Origin of the sequence: uncultured Dysgonomonas sp. (assembly GCF_900079725.1) — a bacterium.
Lineage (GTDB): Bacteria > Bacteroidota > Bacteroidia > Bacteroidales > Dysgonomonadaceae > Dysgonomonas.
This window is the reverse complement of record NZ_LT599032.1, coordinates 4,166,972-4,191,276: the sequence shown is the minus strand read 5'-3', so window position 1 is coordinate 4,191,276 and position 24,305 is coordinate 4,166,972. Positions and strand designations below refer to the sequence as shown.

14 protein-coding genes are annotated in these 24,305 nt (G+C 39.5%); 1 reads left to right on the top strand and 13 read right to left on the bottom strand.

What is annotated here, in order from left to right; genetic code table 11:
- Nucleotides 1-666, bottom strand: coding sequence for a GDSL-type esterase/lipase family protein (locus QZL88_RS17240; protein ID WP_296943166.1), 666 nt, complete (start codon nt 664-666; stop codon nt 1-3).
- Between the two features lie 21 nt (nt 667-687).
- The gene (locus tag QZL88_RS17235) at nt 688-2,631 is read right to left on the bottom strand and encodes an ABC-F family ATP-binding cassette domain-containing protein (RefSeq protein ID WP_296943164.1); all 1,944 of its coding nucleotides are present in this window, start codon (nt 2,629-2,631) and stop codon (nt 688-690) included.
- A 123-nt stretch (nt 2,632-2,754) separates the two neighbouring features.
- Between QZL88_RS17235 and QZL88_RS17230 the strand changes: the two genes are divergently transcribed.
- A complete protein-coding gene (locus tag QZL88_RS17230; RefSeq protein ID WP_296943161.1) occupies nt 2,755-3,255 on the top strand; it encodes a GNAT family protein in 501 nt (166 codons plus the stop codon).
- Nucleotides 3,256-3,288: 33 nt separating this feature from the next.
- Here the strand turns inward: QZL88_RS17230 and QZL88_RS17225 are convergent, their stop codons facing one another.
- The 11 genes from QZL88_RS17225 to QZL88_RS17175 all read right to left on the bottom strand — a co-directional run bounded on the left by QZL88_RS17225 (nt 3,289) and on the right by QZL88_RS17175 (nt 24,303).
- Nucleotides 3,289-4,239: a CPBP family intramembrane glutamic endopeptidase gene (locus QZL88_RS17225; RefSeq protein WP_296943159.1), complete on the bottom strand. Its 951-nt coding sequence runs from the start codon at nt 4,237-4,239 to the stop codon at nt 3,289-3,291.
- Between the two features lie 254 nt (nt 4,240-4,493).
- Nucleotides 4,494-5,258 (bottom strand): dienelactone hydrolase family protein, encoded by a 765-nt coding sequence (locus tag QZL88_RS17220; protein ID WP_296943157.1) that lies wholly within the window; start codon nt 5,256-5,258, stop codon nt 4,494-4,496.
- 232 nt (nt 5,259-5,490) lie between these two features.
- Nucleotides 5,491-6,852 (bottom strand): glucoamylase family protein, encoded by a 1,362-nt coding sequence (locus QZL88_RS17215; protein WP_296943155.1) that lies wholly within the window; start codon nt 6,850-6,852, stop codon nt 5,491-5,493.
- Between the two features lie 19 nt (nt 6,853-6,871).
- Nucleotides 6,872-9,169 carry a beta-glucosidase BglX gene (bglX, locus tag QZL88_RS17210; protein ID WP_296943153.1) on the bottom strand — a complete coding sequence of 766 codons (2,298 nt, stop codon included), beginning with the start codon at nt 9,167-9,169 and terminating at the stop codon, nt 6,872-6,874.
- Nucleotides 9,170-9,216: 47 nt separating this feature from the next.
- Nucleotides 9,217-10,872, bottom strand: coding sequence for a glucoamylase family protein (locus QZL88_RS17205; protein WP_296943151.1), 1,656 nt, complete (start codon nt 10,870-10,872; stop codon nt 9,217-9,219).
- A 92-nt stretch (nt 10,873-10,964) separates the two neighbouring features.
- Nucleotides 10,965-11,822, bottom strand: a complete 858-nt coding sequence (locus QZL88_RS17200) for a LamG domain-containing protein (protein ID WP_296943149.1) — start codon at nt 11,820-11,822, stop codon at nt 10,965-10,967.
- A gap of 14 nt (nt 11,823-11,836) precedes the next feature.
- Nucleotides 11,837-13,387, bottom strand: a complete 1,551-nt coding sequence (locus QZL88_RS17195) for a RagB/SusD family nutrient uptake outer membrane protein (protein ID WP_296943147.1) — start codon at nt 13,385-13,387, stop codon at nt 11,837-11,839.
- Between the two features lie 18 nt (nt 13,388-13,405).
- The gene (locus tag QZL88_RS17190; RefSeq protein WP_296943145.1) at nt 13,406-16,489 is read right to left on the bottom strand and encodes a TonB-dependent receptor; all 3,084 of its coding nucleotides are present in this window, start codon (nt 16,487-16,489) and stop codon (nt 13,406-13,408) included.
- A gap of 306 nt (nt 16,490-16,795) precedes the next feature.
- Nucleotides 16,796-19,621 (bottom strand): triple tyrosine motif-containing protein, encoded by a 2,826-nt coding sequence (locus tag QZL88_RS17185; RefSeq protein WP_296943143.1) that lies wholly within the window; start codon nt 19,619-19,621, stop codon nt 16,796-16,798.
- A gap of 241 nt (nt 19,622-19,862) precedes the next feature.
- Nucleotides 19,863-21,047 (bottom strand): TolC family protein, encoded by a 1,185-nt coding sequence (locus QZL88_RS17180; protein WP_296943141.1) that lies wholly within the window; start codon nt 21,045-21,047, stop codon nt 19,863-19,865.
- A 157-nt stretch (nt 21,048-21,204) separates the two neighbouring features.
- A complete protein-coding gene (locus QZL88_RS17175) occupies nt 21,205-24,303 on the bottom strand; it encodes an efflux RND transporter permease subunit (RefSeq protein WP_296943139.1) in 3,099 nt (1,032 codons plus the stop codon).
- Between the last annotated feature and the right edge of the window lie 2 nt (nt 24,304-24,305).

The following is a 24,305-nucleotide window of genomic DNA, read 5'->3' as shown; positions in this document are numbered from 1 at the left end:
TTAATAGATATATGATTCTAATTGTTCTTTCCAAACGGCATAGCCTGCATCATTCAGATGAAGCCCGTCGCCCGTATATCCGGCATTCAGCAATCGTTTCTTTGCAAGGAAAAAGGGGTACAGGTCTATAAATGGAATGGATTCCTCTTTGCAAAACCTGCGTATCTCTTTATTCAGGTCTTCGATTTGTTTTTCCTTTCCCTTCATCCGTTCATATATGCACACATCCTTATTCATCGGCAGCACACTCTGCATAAACATCTGTGTATCGGGACTTCCGCTTTTTACCTGATAAATGAGGGATTTGATGCCAACCATTATCTTTTCATTTGGGCGGCCTAACGAAATATCATTGATACCCGCCATTAGAAAGAGTTTCATGGGTTTGGCATCGATTATCTCGCGCAGGCGGCCTAGCATACCGAATACATTATCCCCTGCGATACCCCGGTTTGCAATATTCATTCCGGGAAAGTATTCTTCCCATTTCCCAGCTTGGGTAAGGCTATTACCAAGAAAAACAATCTGTCCTTCTTTCAGGGGATTCGCCTTAAACACAGCCATCCGGTCGATATAAATCTGATTATCCAAAATATTCTCTTTTATTTCCTGTCCCATAGCGTGGAACGAAAGTAATAACAAGGATGTCAGTAATATGGTTCTCATCTTTGGAGGATTTGTATAGAGTTAGTTATTATTCATATTTTCAAGCTCCATTGTCAGCTCCTCCCAGTGTTTCATATCATCCTGCAACTCCTTTGTCAGTTGCCCGTGCTTCTCGAATAGCGATGCATCGGCAGCGCCTTCCGGAGTGGTTAACTTAACTTCTATTTCAGCTATATGGCTTTCCTTTTTTTCGATAAGTTGCTCTAACTCCGATATCTGTTTCTCCACGCGCTTAATCTGCCGGCTCAGTTCCTTACGTTCTTCATAAGATAGTTTATTGACAGGTTCAGGCTCTGGCACACTTTCTGTCTTTGCAGTTGACGAGACAGTGGTTGACACTTCGAGTTCTTTAAGGCTATCCATCTTTTTTCGTTGGAGGAATTCATAAATTCCTCCAAGATGCTCTTTCACCTGTTGGTTGCCAAACTCATATACCTTATCCACCAAACCATTCAGGAAATCACGGTCGTGCGATACAACAATCACAGTGCCCTCAAATTCCCTCAATGCGTCTTTCAGTACATCTTTCGATTTCATATCGAGGTGGTTGGTAGGCTCATCCAGAATTAGCAGGTTTACAGGTTCGAGCAGCAAGCGGATCATTGCCAAACGACTTCGTTCCCCTCCTGAAAGAACTTTCACTTTCTTATCAGAGGCCTCGCCGCCAAACATAAAAGCGCCGAGTATATCCCGTATCTTAGTACGAATATCGCCCACAGCAACATAGTCTATTGTTTCAAACACTGTTCTTTCCTCATCCAGCAATTGCGCCTGATTCTGTGCGAAGTATCCAATCTTTACATTATGCCCCAACTCCAATTTTCCTTTAAAGTCAGTTTCCCCCATGATACACTTTACCAGTGTAGATTTACCTTCACCGTTCTTACCTACAAAAGCGACTTTGTCTCCCCTGTTGATAGTAAAGGTCACATCCTTGAATATAAGATGGTTGCCATAGCTTTTCTCCACAGTTTCAGTTATCACGGGATATGAACCGGAACGTGGGGCTGGGGGAAACTTCAGATTCAGCATAGCATTATCTTCATCATCCACCTCGAGCCGCTCTATTTTATCTAGCTGCTTGATTCGCGATTGTACCTGCACCGCTTTTGTTGCCTTATAACGGAAACGTTCGATAAACTCTTCGGTCTTCTGTATCTGTTTCTGCTGATTTTCGAAAGCGCGCATCTGATGTTCACGGTGTTCTTTTCGTAATTCTACATACTTAGAATAAGGTGCTTTATAATCATAAATCCTACCAAGGGATATTTCAACAGTCCGCAAAGTAACCGCATCCAGAAAAGCCCTGTCGTGCGAAACAAGGATTACTGCATTGGCTCGGGTTGCCAGAAAATTTTCGAGCCATTGGATAGATTCTATATCCAGATGGTTGGTCGGCTCATCAAGAAGTAAAACATCGGGACGCAAAAGCAGTATTTTAGCCAATTCTATACGCATACGCCATCCTCCGCTGAATTCGCTGGTGGGACGGATAAAATCTGTACGAGTAAAACCTAAGCCTATGAGAGTTTTCTCTATTTCAGCCTGAAAGTTATTTCCGCCCGACATCAGAAACTGTTCGTTCAGATGGGCTGATTTCTCTATCAGGTTGTGGTATGCTTCCGATTCATAATCGGTTCTTTCGGCAAGTTGTTGATTAACATACTCCAGTTCGGCCTCCATTTTCTGAATATGTTCGAAAGCCAAAGAAGCTTCTTCAAAAACCGTATTCCCTTCTTTGAGGGTCATATGTTGCGGCAAGTAGCCGATTGTTATATCTTTAGGATACGAGATATTGCCTCGTGTAGGTGGTTGCAATCCTGCAAATATTTTGAGCATGGTAGATTTACCAGCCCCATTTTTCCCTACAAGGGCAATCCTGTCTTTTTTATTCACTACGAACGATATATCATCAAAGAGGGTAAATCCTCCGAATTCTACCGTAAGTCCTTCTACTGAAATCACAATTAATATATTTTAAATCTATGCAAAAGTAGGGAATTTTGTTGATAGCTAAATAGAAACAAGGCTAAATAAGCGATTTGGAAAAATAAAATTATCTTTGACAAGATAAACATTTATAATATCATGGACTTTATATTAAGAGAATGGCATAATGATGATTTGGATAGCCTGGTTAAACATGCCAACAATTATAACATCGCCAAATTCCTCACAAACGGATTTCCTCATCCCTATACTAAAGATGACGGGATAAAATATCTAACCTCTGTCTCTCAACAATACCCCACCCAAATATTTGCCATCTCTGTCAACGGAGAAGCTGTAGGTTCTATCGGACTATTCCCTCAAACTGATATCCATGCCAAGAATGCAGAAATGGGTTACTGGCTTTCAGAGGAATATTGGGGAAATGGGATAATGCCTCAGGCAATAAAGCAAATCGTAGATTACGGGTTTCAAACATTTGATATAACGCGCATTTTTGCAGGGCCATTCGGTACCAATCCACAATCTCAACGCGTATTGGAAAAAGCCGGATTTACACTTGAAGCCAGATCTGAAAAAACTCTATTCAAAAACGGAGTATTCATTGATGAGCTAATATACGCAATAAGAAAAGTATGAAAATAACTCTGAAATAGATTCTCCAATATAAGATTAAGCTCCTTCCTCTTCGATAGGACTGATCTGTATTTTCTTATTCATTGTAGAAAAGCTCCAGCCGTATCTTTTATAGAGAAATAATATAAGCAAAGTACCGGCAATAACCACTTCGATAAGCCCGCCAACCGGATCAACCTCTTTTATACTGAATATCGCATCCGTCTGAAAAGCTGACGAAGCATGCGTTACAAACAGGCTGGCAAATATATTATTCGCAGCGTGTATTCCCATAGCCACTTCAATACCATCATCGAGAATACTTACCAGACCTAGTATCAAACCCATAGATAAATAATTAGCCATCATGATGAAAAAGCCAAACTCCTTTACTTCGGGGTTAGCGACATGAAGTAAAGCAAAGATTAAAGAAGGGATAATCAGCACTGCCCAACGGTTTTTAGTCAAATTGCCCAATCCCTGAGCCAGATATCCACGAAAGGCTAGTTCTTCGAAACTAATCTGAAAAGGGATCAATATAAGCGATATAAACACTAACGGTATAAATGAAGTTATATCCAATTGAAAGGTAAAAATCGACGGATATATAAAATACTGAATGGCCAAAGGTATTAACATCAATAATGACCAACAAGCAGCTCCTGTAAAAAAGCGGGGCCAACGAACTTTCTTTGTTCCGTTTACAACTTCCTGAAAACTTTGACCGTTTAATAGTTTTATGAAAAACAATAGAATAAAGAATCCTAATACCAGCGGAAATAGCAGTAATACAAATGCAAAGTTGGATGATATCCCCAAAGCTGTGGGATCAGACATCATAGCCATCCCCGAAACCATATCCCCTCCGTTCTGAATTATTTTGACTACTGCAACAATCATTAAGGGTACAACACCAACAAAACTAGCGAGTATAAAGGAAATAAACAGAACAACAATATATTTCCAAAAACTATTCCTTTTGTTTAATGCACTTTCAAGATGTTTCATAATATACAGACTTTTTAGTTTACTTGTTCTTATTTAGATAAGTCGCAGTTGCCCCGACAGAATCACAAACTTAAATAGTTTTATCTGTATTCTTGCATATCTCCATTCATTTTTGTCATAGATAAAGGATAGGCTGCATAATGATATAATCACTATACAGCCTATCTAACCACTTACATACAGAACTGAATATTATATTAATAGACAGCCCAACCTAAAACAACCTTACCTTAAAAAATAACCAAACCAATCTTTTATTTTTTATGTTTAAACAGCCAGGGAACCAATCCATCTTCAGCGAAAGCATTCACCCAACTGCCATGATTTACTCCTTTATATTCAGTATATTCGACATCACAACCCAATATTTTCAGTCGTGCATAGATATTTCTGGAATTATCTACCGGAACCACCGAATCGTCATCCCCGTGAAAAAGCCACACTGCTGTATGCTTCGCATATAACGGTAACTTACTCAAATCAGTACCTCCACATATAGGGAATGCTGCAGCAAAGGTCTGCGGCATACGCCACAACATCTCCAGCGTACCCATACCACCCATAGAAAGGCCTCCGATATATACTCTGCTCAAGTCCACCTTGCCGGACGACAACCAATCCTGAATAAGCCACATCGCTGTCTTCATTGATTGTGTAGGCTCGTCTGACAACCCGAAAGTAAGAGTCATCTTATCATCGATCTGATGCCGGGCTACATTAGACCAATAATTATTTGCAGGACATTGCGGTACAATAACGATAGCCGGATAGGCAGACTGAAAATGTTCTGATAAAAACTGCTTGCCATGCGTCAGCTGCTTTTGATTATCATCACCCCGTTCACCTGCGCCATGCAACATTACTACCAATGGATATTGCTTAGTTGCATCATAATTTTCCGGATACATTACCAGATAAGGTAAGGCATATCCGTTTACCATATACGACGCATTCTTGAACTGGGCAAAGCTATACACAGTACATACAAACAAGATAAAAATGAAGATACTTCTTTTCATATTTAGATATTTAATATTAGACTCACAAAGATAACTATAATGCACCTGCCCTCATCCATTCCGAAGTCCCGCTCTCATTAATCGCTTCGATCATGAAATAATAAGGCTTCGTCTTCTCCATTAGGGGATAAAAGATATGATAGTGGATCTGTTTACATTCATGTCTTTTCTTTTTCGTAAGAAAGACTAAAAGGCCGTACCTGGATACAGCCTATTAGTCAAGAAAGAGTATTTATTTTAATGCGGACGATTCAAATTTTAATTTTTTCAGTCCTCTTTGTACATCCGGATGACTCATAAAGAGATTCCATAACAATTGTGAACGATAGTTCTCAATCATAACCGCTATAGGCCCCTGGTCGATAGCCAGATAACGCTGTGGATACCAATCATCAGTTTCACTATATGCATCATAAAATCCATATTGTCCCCACATTTTATCTCCCATATTATATAAATTCCTCATCACCTTCATCGATTCTTCCGGTGTGTAAACAATAGAAGATAATGCTGCAGTAGGAGATATTACCCCATGGTCACCGGCTTCATCCGGTTCGTGTGCCGCATATCCTTTTACAGAATAACTGGCGGTCAGTCCCCAGGAATTCTCTCCGTATCCCTTATATCCTTTCGGATTACGAATACAGTAAGCCCGGTTTATCAGTGTGTAATTCTTCATTTCCTGAAAGTAATCAGCGTATCCATCTTTCAATCCGGTAGGATTAAGACCGAGAAAAGAATAATGTGCCCAGAACAAAGGTCCCACCCCACTATTGCTTTGATAACGCATGTTTAATGTATAACCTTCCAGTTCGTGCGGCCCGATGATTTTACCGCCTTCGGCCCAACCTTCATGATACACTTCGGCAGGTACGCCATGCGTTGGCGAACAAGCAGCCAGTACATATGTAATCAGACATTCGTTATATCCACGTATAGGAAAGTTCATTTCCCATGAATGATTGGGACTCCAATGCCAGTATAATACATTTTTACTATTGCGGTGCCAGTTCCAGTCTACATTCTTCCATATTTTATCAATACGTGCGGCCAATGCCCTTTCGGCATCCGATCCGTCAACATAGTATTGATGCAAGGCTAGCAGCCCTTGTAACAGGAAAGATGTCTCTACTAAATCACCTCCATTGTCCTTATCACTAAATCCCTGAACTTTTCCGGTCTTACCATTCCACCAATGGGGATACACCCCGTGGAAAGAATCTGCTTTTTCCAGAAAGTTTACAATCCGGGTCATTCGCTCCAGACCTTGTTCGCGAGTAACATAACCCCGGTCAATTCCGGCAATCATAGCCATTATGCCAAAGCCGCTACCTCCTGATGTTACAACATCTTTATCGTGTTTTCCATAATCTCCGTCGACATGGAAACGCTCACGTGCCATACCGCTGTTCGGTTCAGCTCCATCCCAGAAATAAAGGAATGTTCTGCGTTGAACACTATCTAATAATGCCTCATCTGATATCTCTGTCGTATCACTGCCATTAGCAGTTTGATTCGTCGAGGGCTTCTGCTTACAACTAACAATTCCTAATAAAAGGGTAAACAAGATAAAAGGAAGATGTATCTTTTTCATATTTTCTCAGTTTAATGACTTAATTCAAAGTGAATCTTGCAGATTTAACATCATGGCTATTTCCACCTATCATTACATCGAAATCTCCGGATTCGAATACATAATCAAGGTCGTAATTGTAGAACTTCAGCAATTCGGGAGTGATCTTAAAACTTACCGTTTTAGACTCTCCGGCCTTGATAAATACTTTTTCGAATCCTTTCAGTTCTTTTACCGGACGGGTAACACTACCAACGAGGTCGCGGATATACAACTGTACAACTTCCGCTCCATCTGCTTTTCCTTTATTGGTTACTGTTACGCTGGCTGTCAGTTCCCCTTTGGCATCAATAGATGTAGAACTTAATTTCACATCGCTATACTCAAATGTTGTATAACTAAGGCCATATCCGAACGGATAAAGCGGTTCATTATCTACATCCAGATAATTGCTACGGAATTTTTCAAACCATTTGCCTTCCTGAAGTGGACGGCCTGTATTCTTATGATTATAGAATAGTGGTATTTGTCCTACATTTTTAGGGAAAGTAGCTACTAGTTTTCCACTCGGATTAGCATCACCGAATAATACATCGCCGATAGCTTCCGCTGCTTCAGTTCCTCCAAACCAAACATTCAGTATAGCAGGTACATTTTCATTTTCCCATGTCAGGGTCAAAGGACGTCCTGTAAATAATACCAGTACGACCGGTTTTCCTGTTTTTAATAATTCCTTCAAAAGCGTTTTTTGCACATCCGGAATATCCAGATTGGTACGGCTGCTTGCCTCTCCACTCATTTCCGACGATTCGCCCAGAGCAGCAACAATTACATCTGCACTCTTAGCTATATCTAATGCCTCTTTCAGCATCTCTTCATCCGAGCGTGTTTCTTTATCTCTATGTAAAGTACGGCCAAACATGGTAGCATTATTCTCGTACACAGGATCGCTTATAAGATGGCTACCTTTAGCATAAACCACTTTCGCATTCTCTCCGGCAACAGCTTGTACACCTTCTACAACAGTTTTGGCTGTATCCAGATTCACTGCCACACTCCATGTACCCGGCATATTTGAACGGGTGTTTGCCAATGGACCTACTACAGCAATAGTGCCTTGTTTTTTCAACGGTAGTGTACTGTTGGCGTTTTTAAGCAATACGAAACTTTCAGATGCTATTTTACGGGCAACTGCACGATGTTCCGGTGTATATATCTCTGTTTTAGCACGATTTACGTCACAGTATTTGTAAGGATTGGCAAATAAACCCAGTTTATATTTAGCTTCTAGTACACGACGGCAAGCCTGATCTATCTCTGCCTGAGTAACTTTACCTTCTTTGAGCGATTTACCTACTGTAGCCAGACCTTCACTCACCATATCCATATCTATACCAGCCTTCAATGCGCGAGCAGAGACTGTTTGCAAATCACCGATACCGTGATCTATCATTTCGCTGATACCGGTATAGTCGGTCACTACAAATCCTTTGAATCCCCATTTGTCGCGCAAGACATCTGTCATCAACCATTTATTTGCAGTAGCAGGAACACCGTCTACTTCGTTAAATGAAGCCATCACACTACCTACACCTGCATCTACAGCAGCCTGATAAGGATACATATATTCATTGAACATACGAATGCCGCTCATATCCACTGTATTATAATCGCGACCAGCTTCGCCGGCACCATACAAAGCATAGTGCTTCACACAAGCCATAATATTGGAATTAAGCGTATAAGCTTTATCTCCCACTCCCTGATAACCATGGATCATCGCTTTTGCTATCTGTCCACCCAAGTAAGGGTCTTCGCCGCTTCCTTCCGAAAAACGTCCCCAGCGAGGATCACGGGAAATATCCACCATAGGGCTGAAAGTCCAGCTAATACCATCTGCACTGGCCTCAATTGCCGCAATACGTGCAGATTGCTCTATAGCCGCCATATTCCATGTAGCAGCAAGACCTAACGGAATAGGAAATACAGTCTCGTATCCATGAATAACATCCATCCCAAAAATCAAAGGGATTTTAAGGCGGCTTTCTTCTATGGCTATACGTTGTACATCCCTGATTTTTTCAACACCTTTTATATTGAACAAACCTCCGACTTCTCCTTTCTTGATCTTCTCGGCAATGTTGCTGCTTTTTGCCTGTCCGGTAGTAATGTCTCCCGAACTTGGCAGATTGAGCTGTCCGATCTTTTCTTCCAGCGTCATCTTGCCCATCAAGTCATTTATAAACTTATCCATCTTAGGATCCTTAGTCTGCGCCTGTATGCAACCCACAACAGCCATACACGCCAGAAACACCTTAAATAGTTGTCTCGTCTTCATTTTCCTTAATATATTAATTATAACCTAAACCTTTTACCTAAAATCTCTTATATATCAGGGCTTTGAAAACCCAGTTTTTTCAGCCCGTCCTTTATTTCAGTGTCTGCCATAAACAGAGACCACAATAAGCCCGTTCTGTGATTTTCTATCATCACAACGATTGGCCCCTGGTCTATTGCGATATGCTGATTATCGTACCACTGTTCCGAAAGATTAAATGCATCCACAAATCCATAATCGGACCAGAGTTTATCTCCCAGTTTGTAATAAAAGAAGTGTAGGGCTCTCATCGACTCCTCTGGTGTATACGGCATGGATGATAGTGCAGCAGTAGGAGCAATGACGCCTTTATCATTTGTAGGCGAATGCGCACTATAGCCATTATTACCATCGCTGGCAGTAAGTCCCCAGCAATCTGCGCTATATCCTCCGTACCCTTTCGGGTTGGTAAGACAATAATTGTAATTTATCAATGTATGATTCCTGTTCTGAGTCCAGTAATCTGTATATTGGTCTTTCAAATCCTTAGGATTAATCCCTAAAAATGAATAATGGCTGAAAAATAACGGGCCTCCATACTCAGTACCCAAAGGTAAAGTGTACCCATAGTATGATTTGCTATTAGCAAAGGCTCCATTCCTCTCCCATCCTTGTTTATATACTTCTGCTGAAATGGGATAAGTAGGAGAAGCTGCAGCTAAAGCGTACACTATTAATGATTCATTCCAGCCTGCTATCTTCAGATTCATCTGCCATCCGTAATCAGGACTCCAATGCCAGTACAGGACATTCTCCCCTCCTTTTTGAAACCAGGTCCATTCTATAGCTTCCCAAAGACGGGTTATGTCAGACCTTAATTGTGCTTCTCCGGCATCACTCGACTTAAAATATTGTCTTGCGGTAAGTAATCCCTGAAACAAAAGTGCGGTTTCTACCAAATCGGCCCCATTATCATATTGACTAAAAGGATACGTAGCACCTGTAGTTCCGTTTACCCAATGAGCAAATGCTCCATGGTAACTTGTACATTTAGTATCTAAGAATGTTACAATCTTCTGAATACGGGATAATGCATCATTTTTAGATATAAACCCTCTTTCGGCTGCCGCTATCATAGCCATTACACCAAATCCGGTTCCACCGGTGGTTACCACATCTCCGGATGTTGTCCTTTCACGAGCCATGCCCGATACCGGATGTCCAAAATCCCAGAAATATTTGAATGTCTGACTTTGTACTTTATCTAATAGTTCTTCATCTGATATGCGCGGAAATTTATCAGTCAGATCAATTGTTGTAGAAATGGAATATGTCTTGCCTGTCAAAATTTTGTTTCCTGATTTTGATTTTAAATTAGGATATATAAGAAGTTCATACTTAGTATATGATTTTAAAACCGATTCACCTTTTATTTCAATAGTATAATGTCCGTCATAGACCGGAGTGATTGTCAAAAATTGTCCCGATTGTTCTTTTATTTTTATATTTTCAATTATTGTAGCCTGATCTATCTGATCCGAAAACTTAAGAAAAATAGAAGAGGTTGGATTTACATCTACATACAAGTCTTGATTTGTTTTCCCATCTATAGTAACCGCGTCCAACTTAAACTCTTGAATTGGAACCGCATCTTCACTATCACTACTACATGAGACAGATGAAAGAAAAAATATAAAGAATAAAGAATTGAGTAAAATTTTCATAATGTATTAATTTAATAATGAGAGGGAGTTGCTCCCTCTCATTACTTATCTGATCAGGTAATTATTCAACGAACTTCATTAGTGGAATTCCACTAATTCTTACTATCATAAAGCTCCTTTACTTCGTTTGCGCTCAATGGCTCACTATAAAAATGGAACTGGTCCATAGCGCCTTTATACCATCCTGCCCAACTCTGATTAGTTGCCCCACTAGTTAAACTAGGGTTAGCCTGATATGGAAAAGTTCCGATTATCATTGGGCCAACATCTTTAAATTGTAATTCTCCCAAACCGGTTATAACCGATTGAAATACGCTATTTCCATCTTTATATATATTCATTGTAGAGGTAGTACCATCATAAACAAAAGCCATATGTACCCAGTCTCCAAATACATTATCAACTCTAGCTTCCACCCATTTCTCTACCCTGCTTCCGGTACGTTCATTGTAGATATGTACCTTGAAAAAGGCTTGAGTCTCGCTACCGGTATTTTCCAGAAAAATATCAAGATTAGACCAGAATGTTTTGGTATTTGTGATTGAGAACAAACCTGTTGCAGATGTATTCCGGGAAGATTTCATCCAAAACGAAACGGTAAAGCTACCAAGATTTGTAATTTCACTTTCTACAATTTTAGATATTGCAGGATGGTTATTTATTAGAACATAAGTGGTATCTGCATCTCCTTTATAAGCCTTACCTTTTACTCCATCTACAAATGAGTATACACCTACCCCACTATTTACAAACTGATAGGTACCCTGGTCATAAACATCACCTTCGAAAGGAAGATTTAGTTTTTCAGGTTTATATTCACCTGTCGGATCAGGAAATCCCTGAGGATAATCGAATGCCGGATCATTCTCTAAATCCTGAAAGCAAGATTGAGCACCAAACAATAATACAGTTGAAACTATTATTGCTGATATATATTTTTTAATTTTCATAGTCATTATTTTTTTTAGTTGGAATAATTTGGATTCTGAACTAAAACCCCATTCGATTTATCGATCTCAGCTTGAGGCAGAGGCAGTAAAGCATGCCTGTTTTGGTAATTGGTTTTACCTGCTGCATGAAGTACCTGTTGTGCTGTTCCCCAGCGTACAAGATCATAGAAACGATCCCATTCCATACCCAATTCTACGCGTCTTTCATGTCTTACAGCGTTTCTAAATGCAACCTGATCTGTTGTGGTAACCTTTGGTAGTATAGCACTGTTTCCAGCTCTTGCACGGGCACGTACCCTTTCGAGCAGTTCGATAGCCTCATCAGCTTTTCCTCCCATTTCATTTGCAGACTCGGCAGCCATCAATATGACGTCCGATAATCTGATAAGGCGAATATTAAACCAGAAGCCACCCTTTGTATAGAGAGTTCTTAATGCAGGGTTTGTATACGCTTTTTTATTATAATATTTATTTAAAACATCTCCATTTGCCACAGGTTTCTCTCCCCACGGTTTATTTGCCGGAATAGTAGCCGGATCTTCTCCTGTTTTTACAAAATATAATAATGTTTCATCTTTACGTGGGTCTCCCGGTTCAAAAGCATCTGCAAGTAGTTGTGTTGGCGTATGCCATCCCCAACCCATATTCCAGTCACCTGCACCTCTTACTCCCTGAACCTGGCAAAATTGGCTACCAATATCATTAGATCCGGGCAATGCCGATGTAGCTGTACATTGCAACTCCAGTATAGATTCACTACAATTCTCGCCAGTTTCCCTGAATATTTGATCGTAAGGTGTATCCAAATTATATATATTTGAATTAATTACTTCCATAGCTGAGCTGTAAGTATTAGCCCAATCATTTCGCATCAAATATGTTTTGGCATGTAAGGATTTAGCTGCCCCCCAAGTAAGACGTCCTACAAATCTGCTTTCCCACATAGGAGGAAGACTATTTTCGGCTTCGGTCAAATCTTTATCGATAAGCTCATAAATTTTAGATGCAGGAGACTTAGGTAGAATAGCTTCTGCCGCATCTTCTATTTTGAAATCAATATATGGAACTTCACCAAAGGCTCTGACAAGATTGAAGTAAGCAAACGCCCTGAAGAAATGTGCTTCTCCTCTACAGATAATATCCCCTTCGGTAAGAGTTTCTCCATTTTTTTCGGCTGTATTCATCTTGTCCAGTACACGGTTTACAATATGGATCATATCAAAATTACTTGCATAATAACTTTGGATAAGTCCATTTGATGCATTGTACTCAAAATCGTCGTACATTGGTCTTTGAAGAGAACCGTCAGAAGCTGTCGTTCCTGTTTCAACGTCTTCACTTCTAAAGTTATGAATAGCTAAAGCCGGAGAACCTGATGTAACATTAAAACCTCTCATCTTAGCATATAATGTAAATATATCTGTCTGATAAGATCCTCCTTTATTATCGTCTTCTGTCCATTGACCTTGTGGAGCTTGATCTAAGAGGTCTCCGCATCCGGTCAATACAAATGCAAACACTATTAATGCAGATGTACTAATTGCTTTTAATATATATTTTTTCATATTATTTCTCTGTTAGGATTAAAATGTAAGATTTGCACCGAAAGTATAAATCACCGGCATAGGGTAACTACCGCTATCTATACCGAACGAAAGAGCACTACCTCCGATTTCGGGAGTATATCCTGAATTTTTTGACCATGTCTTGAGATTCTGAATATTTCCATAGATGCGAAGAGACTTCATATATATCTTATCCAGGATAGACTTAGGAAAAGTATAACCCAACTGAACATTCCTAATACGGAAGAAGCTTCCATCTTCGATATAATAGCTTGAAGCCATTTGATTTATTGCTCTGGATGGATCCAATATCGGTTCCCAGTTTGAAGTACCTTCACCATGCCATCTGTTCATTCGTTCTGTTCTGTAATTGAACTGAGCGAAGGAAGAAGCATCCCAATTGCGGTAAATATCATTTCCATAAACACCCATCATGTCTATACCAAGATCAAAATTCTTATATGATAAGTTTAGATTGATACCATAAGTAAAATCAGGTGTTGGATTACCAATTTTGGTTCTGTCCTTGTCTGTAATTTTACCATCCCCGTCAATATCTGCAAATATCAAATCACCGGGTCTAACAGTACCAAGGGAATTAGGCGTAGAATTTTTTATATGTTCATAGTTTTGGTACACCCCGATTACCTTATATCCGTAAAAATAACCGATCGGCTCTCCTTTGATAGTACGCGATACACCGTTCTCCAATTTAGCCGCAGTATCTTCAACATCTATTTTATTCACCTTATTGCTTATAGTAGTGAGATTACCTGCAATGGTATAATTGAAACCCGACTCTCCTATTTTATCAGACCAGGAACCAGCTAACTCAACTCCTCTGTTTTGTACCTCACCCAAGTTTTGCATCTCATTTTGTATCCCTGCAATAGCTTCTGTTACTACAAGAATATCTTTTGTGTTCTTGCTATAATAAACCGGCTCTATTCTCAAACGGTTATTCAAAAACTGAGCTTCAAATCCGGCTTCCCATGAATATGTTTTTTCCCAACCAACATTCTGAAGAAGATAGGCTGTACTATATCCAGTCAATATATTGTCTCCGAAAACAGCACTTCCTGAAGAGTTTAACCCCGGATAAGAAGGATAATTACGGCCTCCTGTATTTTCAGATCCCAAAACACCCCAAGAACCTTTCACTTTCAGATAATCAATAGCACTCTGATTCTCCATAAAAGATTCGCTACTCACGATCCAACCTCCACCAAAAGAGTAAAAGTCATCCCATGTATTTCCTACATTACGGAATACCGAAGATCCATCTCTTCTGTACGATGCATTAAATAAGTAACGATTATCATAATTGTAAAGACCTCTCAATAAATAAGACATTGTAAATCTTCTAAACTGGCTACCATTATTGGTCATTGATGAATTGGATATTGAAGTCAACCACCACTTGTCCGGATCATTGTTTGGTATAGAGAAATCAAAATCTCCATATTTTTGACTGCGACCACCTCCTAAACTGGAAGATTCCCTATAATTAGTTGTAATACCAGCTGTCGCTGTCACGCCATGTTTATTAAATTGATTGCTATAAGTCAGAATATAATCCTGTTGAGCAACCAAACTATGATTCTTACTTTGATTGATAGATTCATATTCGCTTATCATCTCCTTATTCTTTATATCCGGATTATATACGTTTACTAGAGGAGAATAACTTCTCGAGTCGCCTGTAGAATAATCTAAAGAGAATGTTGCTTTAAATGTCAGAGATTTCATAAGATCAACCTCCCCATATATATTCCCTGCAATCCGATAGTTAGTCGCTTTATTATGATCACCTTGCAACTGTGTGGCAATCAAAGGATTCCAAACCTGTGAACGTTGAAAATCGGGCATTGTATGTAATAGAGTTTCCTCTTTGCCTGTAAGCGGATCAGTATATACACCATAGATAGGAGCTATAGGTGCTGCTCTGACTGCTCCTGCCACGCCTTTTGCATCGGGTGGTAAAGATCTGGATCCATTAACCTGAAATCCGAATCTCAAGAAATTAGTAACGTTGTAATCACTGCTCAGATTAACAGTTGCTTTAGTATATTTCTCTGACTTGATAGATCCCTCTTCCGAAGTATATCCTAATCCTAAATAGAATTTATTCTTCTCGCTGGAACCGGTAATACTAACGTTATTATTAGTCACAAATCCTGTTTGGAAAATCTCATCCTGCCAGTCTGTATCTGCTTGCCATGCAGTATAATCAAATGGTGTGGTTACACCCTGATTAAGTCTTTGCTCATTATACAACTCTTTAAATTGGGCTGCATTAGTCACATTTATCCTGTCGGCGATATGCTTAAATCCTACCGAAGCGTTTATATTAACTATTGTTTGTCCGTCTTTAGCTCTCTTTGTAGTAATTATAATAACACCATTTGCCCCTCGTACACCAAATATAGCCAATGAAGACGGGTCTTTAAGAATTTCCATAGACTCGATATCGGCCGGATTCAAGTAATTAATGTTATCAGAGAATAATCCATCTACGATATACAAAGGTGTATAGCCATTAAGAGAGTTTGTTCCGCGAACACGGATCTCCGGATCTTGTCCGGCACGCCCAGTATTCACAATCTGCACCCCTGCGACTTTACCTTGCAAACTAGCCAATGGGTTAGCAGATGGCCTGTTCGCTATTTCACCAGCCTTAATGCTAACAATAGAGCCTGTCAAATCACGTTTTTTCGCTGAACCATATCCAATCACAACCGTTTCGGTAAGCAGTTGGGCATCGTCTTCCAATGTTATATTTATGGTAGACTGAGCACTTACTGTAACCAATTGCGTCTTCATTCCCACATAAGAGAATTCCAATACATCTCCTGATTTGGCAGCCAGGGAATAAATACCGTCTACATCTGTAACAGTACCAGTGGTAGTTCCCTGTATCTTAATGCTCACACCAATGAGAGGTTCGCTGGTTACATCCGTCACTTTACCGGTGATAGTTTTTGTCTGAGCATAGATACTTACTGTACTCACCAATAAAAGGCAAGTAAGGAACATAAGACCCCTCATAAAGAAGGAACTGGCTCCAGACGTAATAAATGTTCTTTTAGGTTTAATTTTCATAGTTTTACTTTTTATTTAAACACACATTATCAAACAAAAATCTACTATGAACGACTGAAAAGGAAATGGTAATTATTCTTAATATATTTTTTAAGGCATTAATTCTGGTTGCGAAAGAGATACTAGATTACCATATCGTATCTGGGTCGTGATATTAGATTTTATGTCAAATGTAGATAATCTGACAAAAGTGTTTTGAATAGTTAATACACCGTAGTTACTTACCTTTCGTTTTTAACAGTACCACCACCTCACTATTACCTCTCAAATAAAAATAAACAACTAATAAACAACAGATTAAAAATATCAATCTATCTCTAGAAAAAACTCATTTAAATTCTGAGACGGCTGAATATTTAACTTTTTTCGCAGCCTGTAACGGCTATTTTCTACGGCTCTTATAGAAAGATTCATCAACGAAGCTATTTCTTTTGTTTCCAAATTTAGTTTAAGACAAGCACAAAGCCGAAGGTCATTATTCGTCAATTGAGGATATAAGGCTTTCATTTTTTTGAAGAATCCGGTATGTTTCTCTTCAAATTTTATAAGAAACATTTTCCAGTCATCTTCTGAATTCATATTATTATTGAGAAGAGAATTTATTTTTTGATATAAAGGCAATAAGGCATTCGTCTTATTTTTTGTATAAAAATCATCCACGATATCTTTTATTCTAAGAATCAATTCATTCTTCTGTATTATAAAAGATGTTTGAGTAAGCAATTCTGCGCTCTTCTGCTCCACTTCTTGTTGCAATTCTCCGGCTAACACCCTCAAACGTCTGGTTTCTCTATATCTGATCTTTTGTAAATGAAGATTGCGATATCGGCGAAGGATAAGCAACCATGTAATATATAATATTCCGACTATTATCAGCGCATAAATAATATAAGCCCAGATAGTCTGATACCAGGGTGAAAGTATTTCAAACTCGTACGATATTGGTTCGGAATAATTTCCCAAACTATCTATTGCACGTATCAGAAACTTATATTTTCCTTCGGGAAGACGGGCATAAGAAACTGTATTTACTTTTTGAGGTGTAGACCAATCCTTGTCCACATCCTCCAGCATATACTGAAATGATAGATTAGAAGCAAATGCATTATTGGATGAAAAACCAAATGTAACTGTATTGAAGTTATAAGAGACTTCGGCATCTTCGGTTAAATCCTTATATTCTGATTGGCCTTCCATATTTACAGTCCGCATAAATTCAATATATGGAGCAGGTAATTCTTTATAAAGTTTCTTTGTTGCTTCTTCCTTTTTATCATATAATAAAAAACCATTATCAAGACATATGAGATTAGTACTTTCATTTAGTATGGAAACATTTTCATATGCATTGACTAAAGACAAGTTCATTCCTAAATTATAATTCTCCGTTATAGCTATTTCATAACCATCGTAGAAAAATTTATAAATAGCAGCCTCTGTCAATGCCCAAAACTGATTTTCTCTTATCGGAATTACCTTCCTTATATTATGTACAGTGCTGAAACATTCATTTAGCAAAGAACTGGGCACGATCTTATTCTCTATATCGTCATATGTATAAAACTGATTGTTCCCTAGCAAGACAATACGTCCGCCGACTTTAAATATTTTCATCTTGTAGGGTAGTCCATCCTTATTATTACCTCCATAATAGGAAAAAGACCTGAAACCCGAGAAATCATCTTCCAGTTTACAACGGTACACTCCCCTGTTGAAATGCTCGAGCCATATATTTCCTAAATGATCAAACTCCGCATTTATAATCGGTTCGGATATCTGACCGGGAGTATAAACCCGGCCGGTCTTCTTATCTACGATCCGTATTGAACTGTATGTGGAAAGTACCAATAGATCACGGTCCCTCACTTTAGCCTCAGACAAATTATATACACCTGTACCTATAGCAAAAGCATTACTAACTGATAAGTTTTTATGAATTTCTTTCAAACCTTTGTTATGGCAACAATAAAGGACATCATCAACAACTTTGAGTGCCCATACCTGCCCCTGTGTTCCATCTATCAGTTTCATATCTGAAAGTGCATTAGGTTTGTTCAACCCCTCTTTTGCGATATAAAATACCCCCTGATTGGTTCCGATAAATAGCTTGTCGTCCCAAAGCACACCACAATACACAGCGCCGGTGTTTCCTCCCGGATCGGTATAGCAACTCATATTTTCGATATATTGAATATATGCGATCCCCCGGTCCAAAGCAGCCCAGATATTCCCCAGATTATCTTCATATAAAGAAAGTATTGTATTATTCTGTAGTGTGCTTTCAGAAGATATATGATCTATAATCCGACCGTTAATATCAACCTCATAAATTCCATCTAAAATAGTACCCAGATAATATGATCCTTTTGAAGAAAATACTCCACAGTTCAACTCCTTCAAGTTCATTATGCCTGAAAGTACAGGACTCCACTCCTTAAAAGCTGTCCCATCATAAATATAAATACCTTTTGATGTAGTACCGATAAGATATTGATCTTCCTTGTAAGGAAGAATAACACGAACATCTGTACCTTGAAAAATCTCACTGCCTTCTATTCGTTCAAGTTTATCTTCTTTAAGGCGGAAAAGCGACCCCAGCATTTGCTGCACAAGAAATTCATCCCTGACTTTTGTAAGAAATAAGAAGGCTTTATCTGACGGTATTCGTTTTATCGTATTATAATCATAAATATATATAGAATTAAACGACTGAAAATAGACGCAATCGTTTGTAATCCAGATTTTCCAGAAATCGTCATTTTTGAAAAGAGCTTTATCCAAACTATCGCTCAGGGACGTGTAAACGAGCTTTCCCGAAATATCTCTGTCCCAACGGCCAAACTCTTCATAGCTACCCGTAAATATAGTTTTGTGCGACAATACTGCGACAGACCTGACCACCAATGAGTTTGGTATACGGTTAAGATTCCATTCTATACCATCGAATTCGAGAAGCCCTATATCATTACCAAAATACATAGTTCCTCGTTCATCCTGCCCTATTGCCCAGTTTTTATTATCAGCCTGATATTTCTCCCTATACAGGTTTATAATATGCGGCTTATTAGAAAAAGCTGAGATGGTAGTTAGTAGCAGAATGATTAAGATAATATATCCGGATAATCGCTTCATAAGATCTACAGTTTTTTAAGGAGGGTTCAATTACATTAGTCGTTTTTGGTGACTCGGCATAATCAAAATAAACTTTGCTTCTGCTCTCGCTACTTAAAACGTTCAATTTCGACACTCAAAAATAACACAATTTTATTAAAATAACATTCTTATAGCATCTTGGTTCATATGAAACAGACAAAGTGAAGGCATCTGCTGACAATAGCGGATGCCTTCCATATATAATTAATAATTTAAGAAACTATCTTTCCCACTGCTGCAATTCATTCACAGCAAGCTGATAATCCCGTTCCGTTTCATAATACCTGTCTATTGTTTCATAATATACCGAAAGTTCCAGCAGATAGTTGATGAGAGACAACTGGCCTTTATCCAATGCCTTCTTCAACAAGTCGCGATTATTCGTAACCTTCAGCGTCTCCTGATATTCATTCAGTAATACGGAAAGTTTAGAAGCTTTATCATATTGATTCTTTAATACATTCTGAAATTGTATTTTGGTATCAGCGTGCTGCATCTGCAAAGCTACAGTCTGTGCTTTCTGGTGTTTTACGGTATTCTTTCCTTCCCACAAAGGGATGGAAACACCTACTGTAAAACCTTGCAATGTAGTACCGAGAATGCGTTCGCTTGTATATCCGGCTGTAATCTTCGGCAGATTCAGAGCACGGGTCAGTTGCTCCTGTTTTTTGCTTAGTTCAACTTCCTGTTCGGCCAGACGCAACGAGGGATTATTTTCTTTTACTCTTTCGAACCATTCTGTAAAATTAAGCGGAAAAAGATAGTCCGGATAATTATCAAACGGATATGCAAGAGGTTCTCCGCCATTCAACCGTTGTAATTCGGCGTTCAGCGTATTTATTTCAACCATATTTATCTGATACAGCTTTTCTGTATTGAGTAAATCCAGTTTGGTTTTATTCCTCTCCAGAATATCTATATCTCCCTGGTTGAAACGTTTCTGGTAAGCATCAGATAACTCCCGTGCAGATTCCAGACGTTGGGCTAGTTGCTCATTCAATTTTGTCTGGTAAGTAAGTTCCACACACAAAGCGCGCGCCTGTTGCATAATTTCCCTGCGCTGCTGGTTATAGGTCAAATCGACCTGCTTATTCTTACCTGCCGCTAACTGTGATTTGTAACGGTAAGCAGTAGGAAAATCGAAAGATTGCGTTACATTCAGATCGGTACGGTTGCCTTCTCCGGCAGGACTCCCCCAAAGATAACCAAACTCAACTTCCGGGTTAGCCATGTTTATTCCGGTCTTGTTGCCGATCTTATCGGCTGTGGCTTGTTCCCGGTACGCCTTCAGTGTTGTATTGTTCGTTTCTATGCTTTCCAACACCTTACTGAATGTATCATCCTGTGCCTCAACGCTAACAACAGACAGGAGTGATAATAAAAGTATGTATATTACTGTTCTCATAATTCAACAATTCATTTAAATAGTCAATAAATTAATACAACATCTTGAAATGTAGGGGCGAAATATCTTTCGCCCGCAATAGCTAACGGGCGAAAAATATTTCGCCCCTACTGAGTCATCTTCTTAGAATGTCCTATCAATTGTTTTCATTTACTTGTCAAACAATCTCTTGTTTTACCTCTTTACGGTTCTTCAACATCCTGTAGATAATAGGTACGACATACATATTCAATAAAGTTGATGTAAGTAGTCCCCCTAGTATAACTTTTGCCATTGGGCTTTGTATCTCATTTCCGGGAAGGTCTCCCTGAATAGCCAATGGAATAAGGGCTAACCCCGAACATAAAGCAGTCATCAATATTGGGTTCAAACGATCGAGAGATCCTTGCAGGATACTCTTATTCACAGAATATCCGTGATTACCCAAGTCATTGTAATGCGCCATCAGCAGAATGCCATTTCGGGTGGCAATTCCGAACAGGGCTATAAATCCGATAATAGCAGGAATACTGATTTCTCCCGAAGTGAACAAAATAGCATATACTCCCCCGATAAGGGCCAACGGAAGATTTAGAAGTATTACAGCCGATTGAGTGATATTCCGGAACTGATTGAACAACAATAAGAATATAATCATAATAGCAAAGACAGAGACAATAAGCAATATCCTCGATGCAGCCTGCTCACTCTCAAACTGTCCGCCGTACTCTATATGATAACCCTCCGGCAACGTAATTTCTCCGTCGATCTTTTCCCTGATATCATTCACTACACTGCGCAAATCACGATCGGCAACATTGGCAGAAACAACAATCTTACGCTGGGCATTTTCACGGTTTACCGTATTGGGCCCTGTGGATGAAGTTATCTCCGCAATATACTCGAAAGGTATTTTCTTATCACCGGCATCTATCATCAGGTTGCGGATTTTGTCCGCCTGGTCCTTGTAATCGTCCGATCCCTTTAATGTAAGGTCAAAGCTTTTACCATCCCTGTAAACTTGCGATACAACTTCACCGGACAACATTACTGTTACAAAATCGGAGAACTGTGGTAAAGTAATGCCATATTTAGCCAACATCTCACGCTTTGGAGTTATCTTCAATTGCGGACGCTCTACCTGTTGTTCAACATTCAGGTCGGCAACCCCCTCGATACTTTCTATCGAAGATTTGATTTCATTGCCTAACGAATACAACTTATTCAGGTCCGTACCAAACAACTTAATCGCAATATTGGCTTTAGTCCCCGAAAGCATATGATCTATACGGTGCGATATCGGTTGCCCGATTTCGACACTGATACCCGGAATAGCATTCAGCCTTTCGCGAAGTTCGGCCAGCATATCTTCCTGAGAACGATCTTTGAGCATAAACGGAGCTTCTATCTCGGACGTATTCACTCCGAACGAATGTTCGTCAAGTTCGGCACGGCCAGTCTTGCGGCCTACGGTCTGTATCTCGGGTACGCTAAGCATAGCCTGTTCAGCCATGATTCCTACTTTGTTTGATTCTTCCAGCGAAATACCGGGTAGGGTATTTATCGTCACAGTAAATGAACCTTCATTGAATGGAGGTAAAAAGTTACGTCCGAATGTAAAGAATATAATAATAGCAGACACTAGCAATACTCCTGTCACTCCCAGCACAATTTTCTGTTTTTCCAATGCCCAATGCAGGCTTTTTTCATAAACAGCTTTTAATTTAACCACAAAGACAGGTTCTTTTTCTTCCTTATTCTTCTTGTTGTTACCCAATAGATAACTGCATAATACGGGAGTCACTGTAAGGGCGACAACGGTAGAGGCAAACAAGGCCACAATAAAGGCAATACCCAGTGGAACAAGCATACGCCCTTCCATCCCGCTAAGGAAAAACAACGGGATAAAACTGGTAACAATAATCAGTGTGGAATTCAATATCGGCATGCGTACTTCCTTCGAGGCCTCGAAAACAACCGTTAGCACAGAAAGTTGTTCTTCTTTCGGCTTTTGCCTGTTTTCGCGCAGATGTTTGAAAACATTTTCCACATCGATAATAGCATCATCTACCAATGACCCGATTGCGATAGCCATCCCTCCCAAACTCATCGTATTAATTGTCAACCCCATTAGTTTCAGTGCAAGGATAGACGTGAGTAGCGACAAAGGCAAAGCCATCAGGGAGATGAATGTAGTACGCCCGTTCATCAGGAATATAAACAAAATAATAACTACAAATATCGCTCCTTCATACAGTGATTTCTGCACATTATTTATCGAGTTGTTTATAAATCGTTCCTGACGAAATATATCTGTGGATATCTTTATATCAGCCGGAATATTCTTCTGCAATTCGGCTAGTGAAACATCCAGTTTTTCAGACAGTTCTATTGTATTGGTATTTGGTTGTTTCGTGACAGTTATCAATACGGCAGGTTTTGTCTTCTCCGAAGCTATCCCTAACTTTGGGGTCTTTGCTCCTATCTTTATCTCAGCTACATCACTAAGTAGAATAGGACTTTCACCTACTTTTTTCACAACAGCCTTCCCTAATTCCCCTACATCTGCGCTTTGAAGCACGCCTCTTACAATATATTCATTTCCATATTCGTATAAGATACCGCCGGACGCATTCTGATTCATATTGCGTGTTACCTGCAATACTTCATCCAGTGTTACGCCATAGTGCTTCATACGTCCCGGATCGATGAGTATCTGATATTCTTCTATATCTCCACCTATTACTGTAACCTGAGCCACACCACCTGTAGATAAAAGCCGCGGGCGGATTGTCCAGTCGGCAATAGTACGTAAGTCGAGCATTGTAGTGGAATCTGAAGTCAGACCGATAATCATTACTTCCCCAAGGATTGATGACTGTGGTCCCAAAGTAGGTTGGCCAATATTTTCGGGCAGGGCATCGCCCAGAGCTGTTAGTTTTTCGGTAACGATCTGTCGGGCCTTATATATATCGGTCCCCCAATCAAACTCAACCCAGACCACTGAAAATCCGGTAGTAGAAGACGACCGTACACGACGCACATCTGTAGCTCCGTTTACAGCCGTTTCTATAGGAAAAGAAACCAGGCGTTCCACTTCTTCGGGAGCCATTCCGTTTGCTTCGGTCATTATCACCACGGTAGGTGCATTCAGATCGGGAAATACATCTATTTCCATATTCTTTGCGGTATAGAACCCACCTATAAGCAAGAGCACCGCGCCAATCAACACCACAAGACGGTTGTTGAGAGAGAATTGTATTATTTTATTAAGCATTA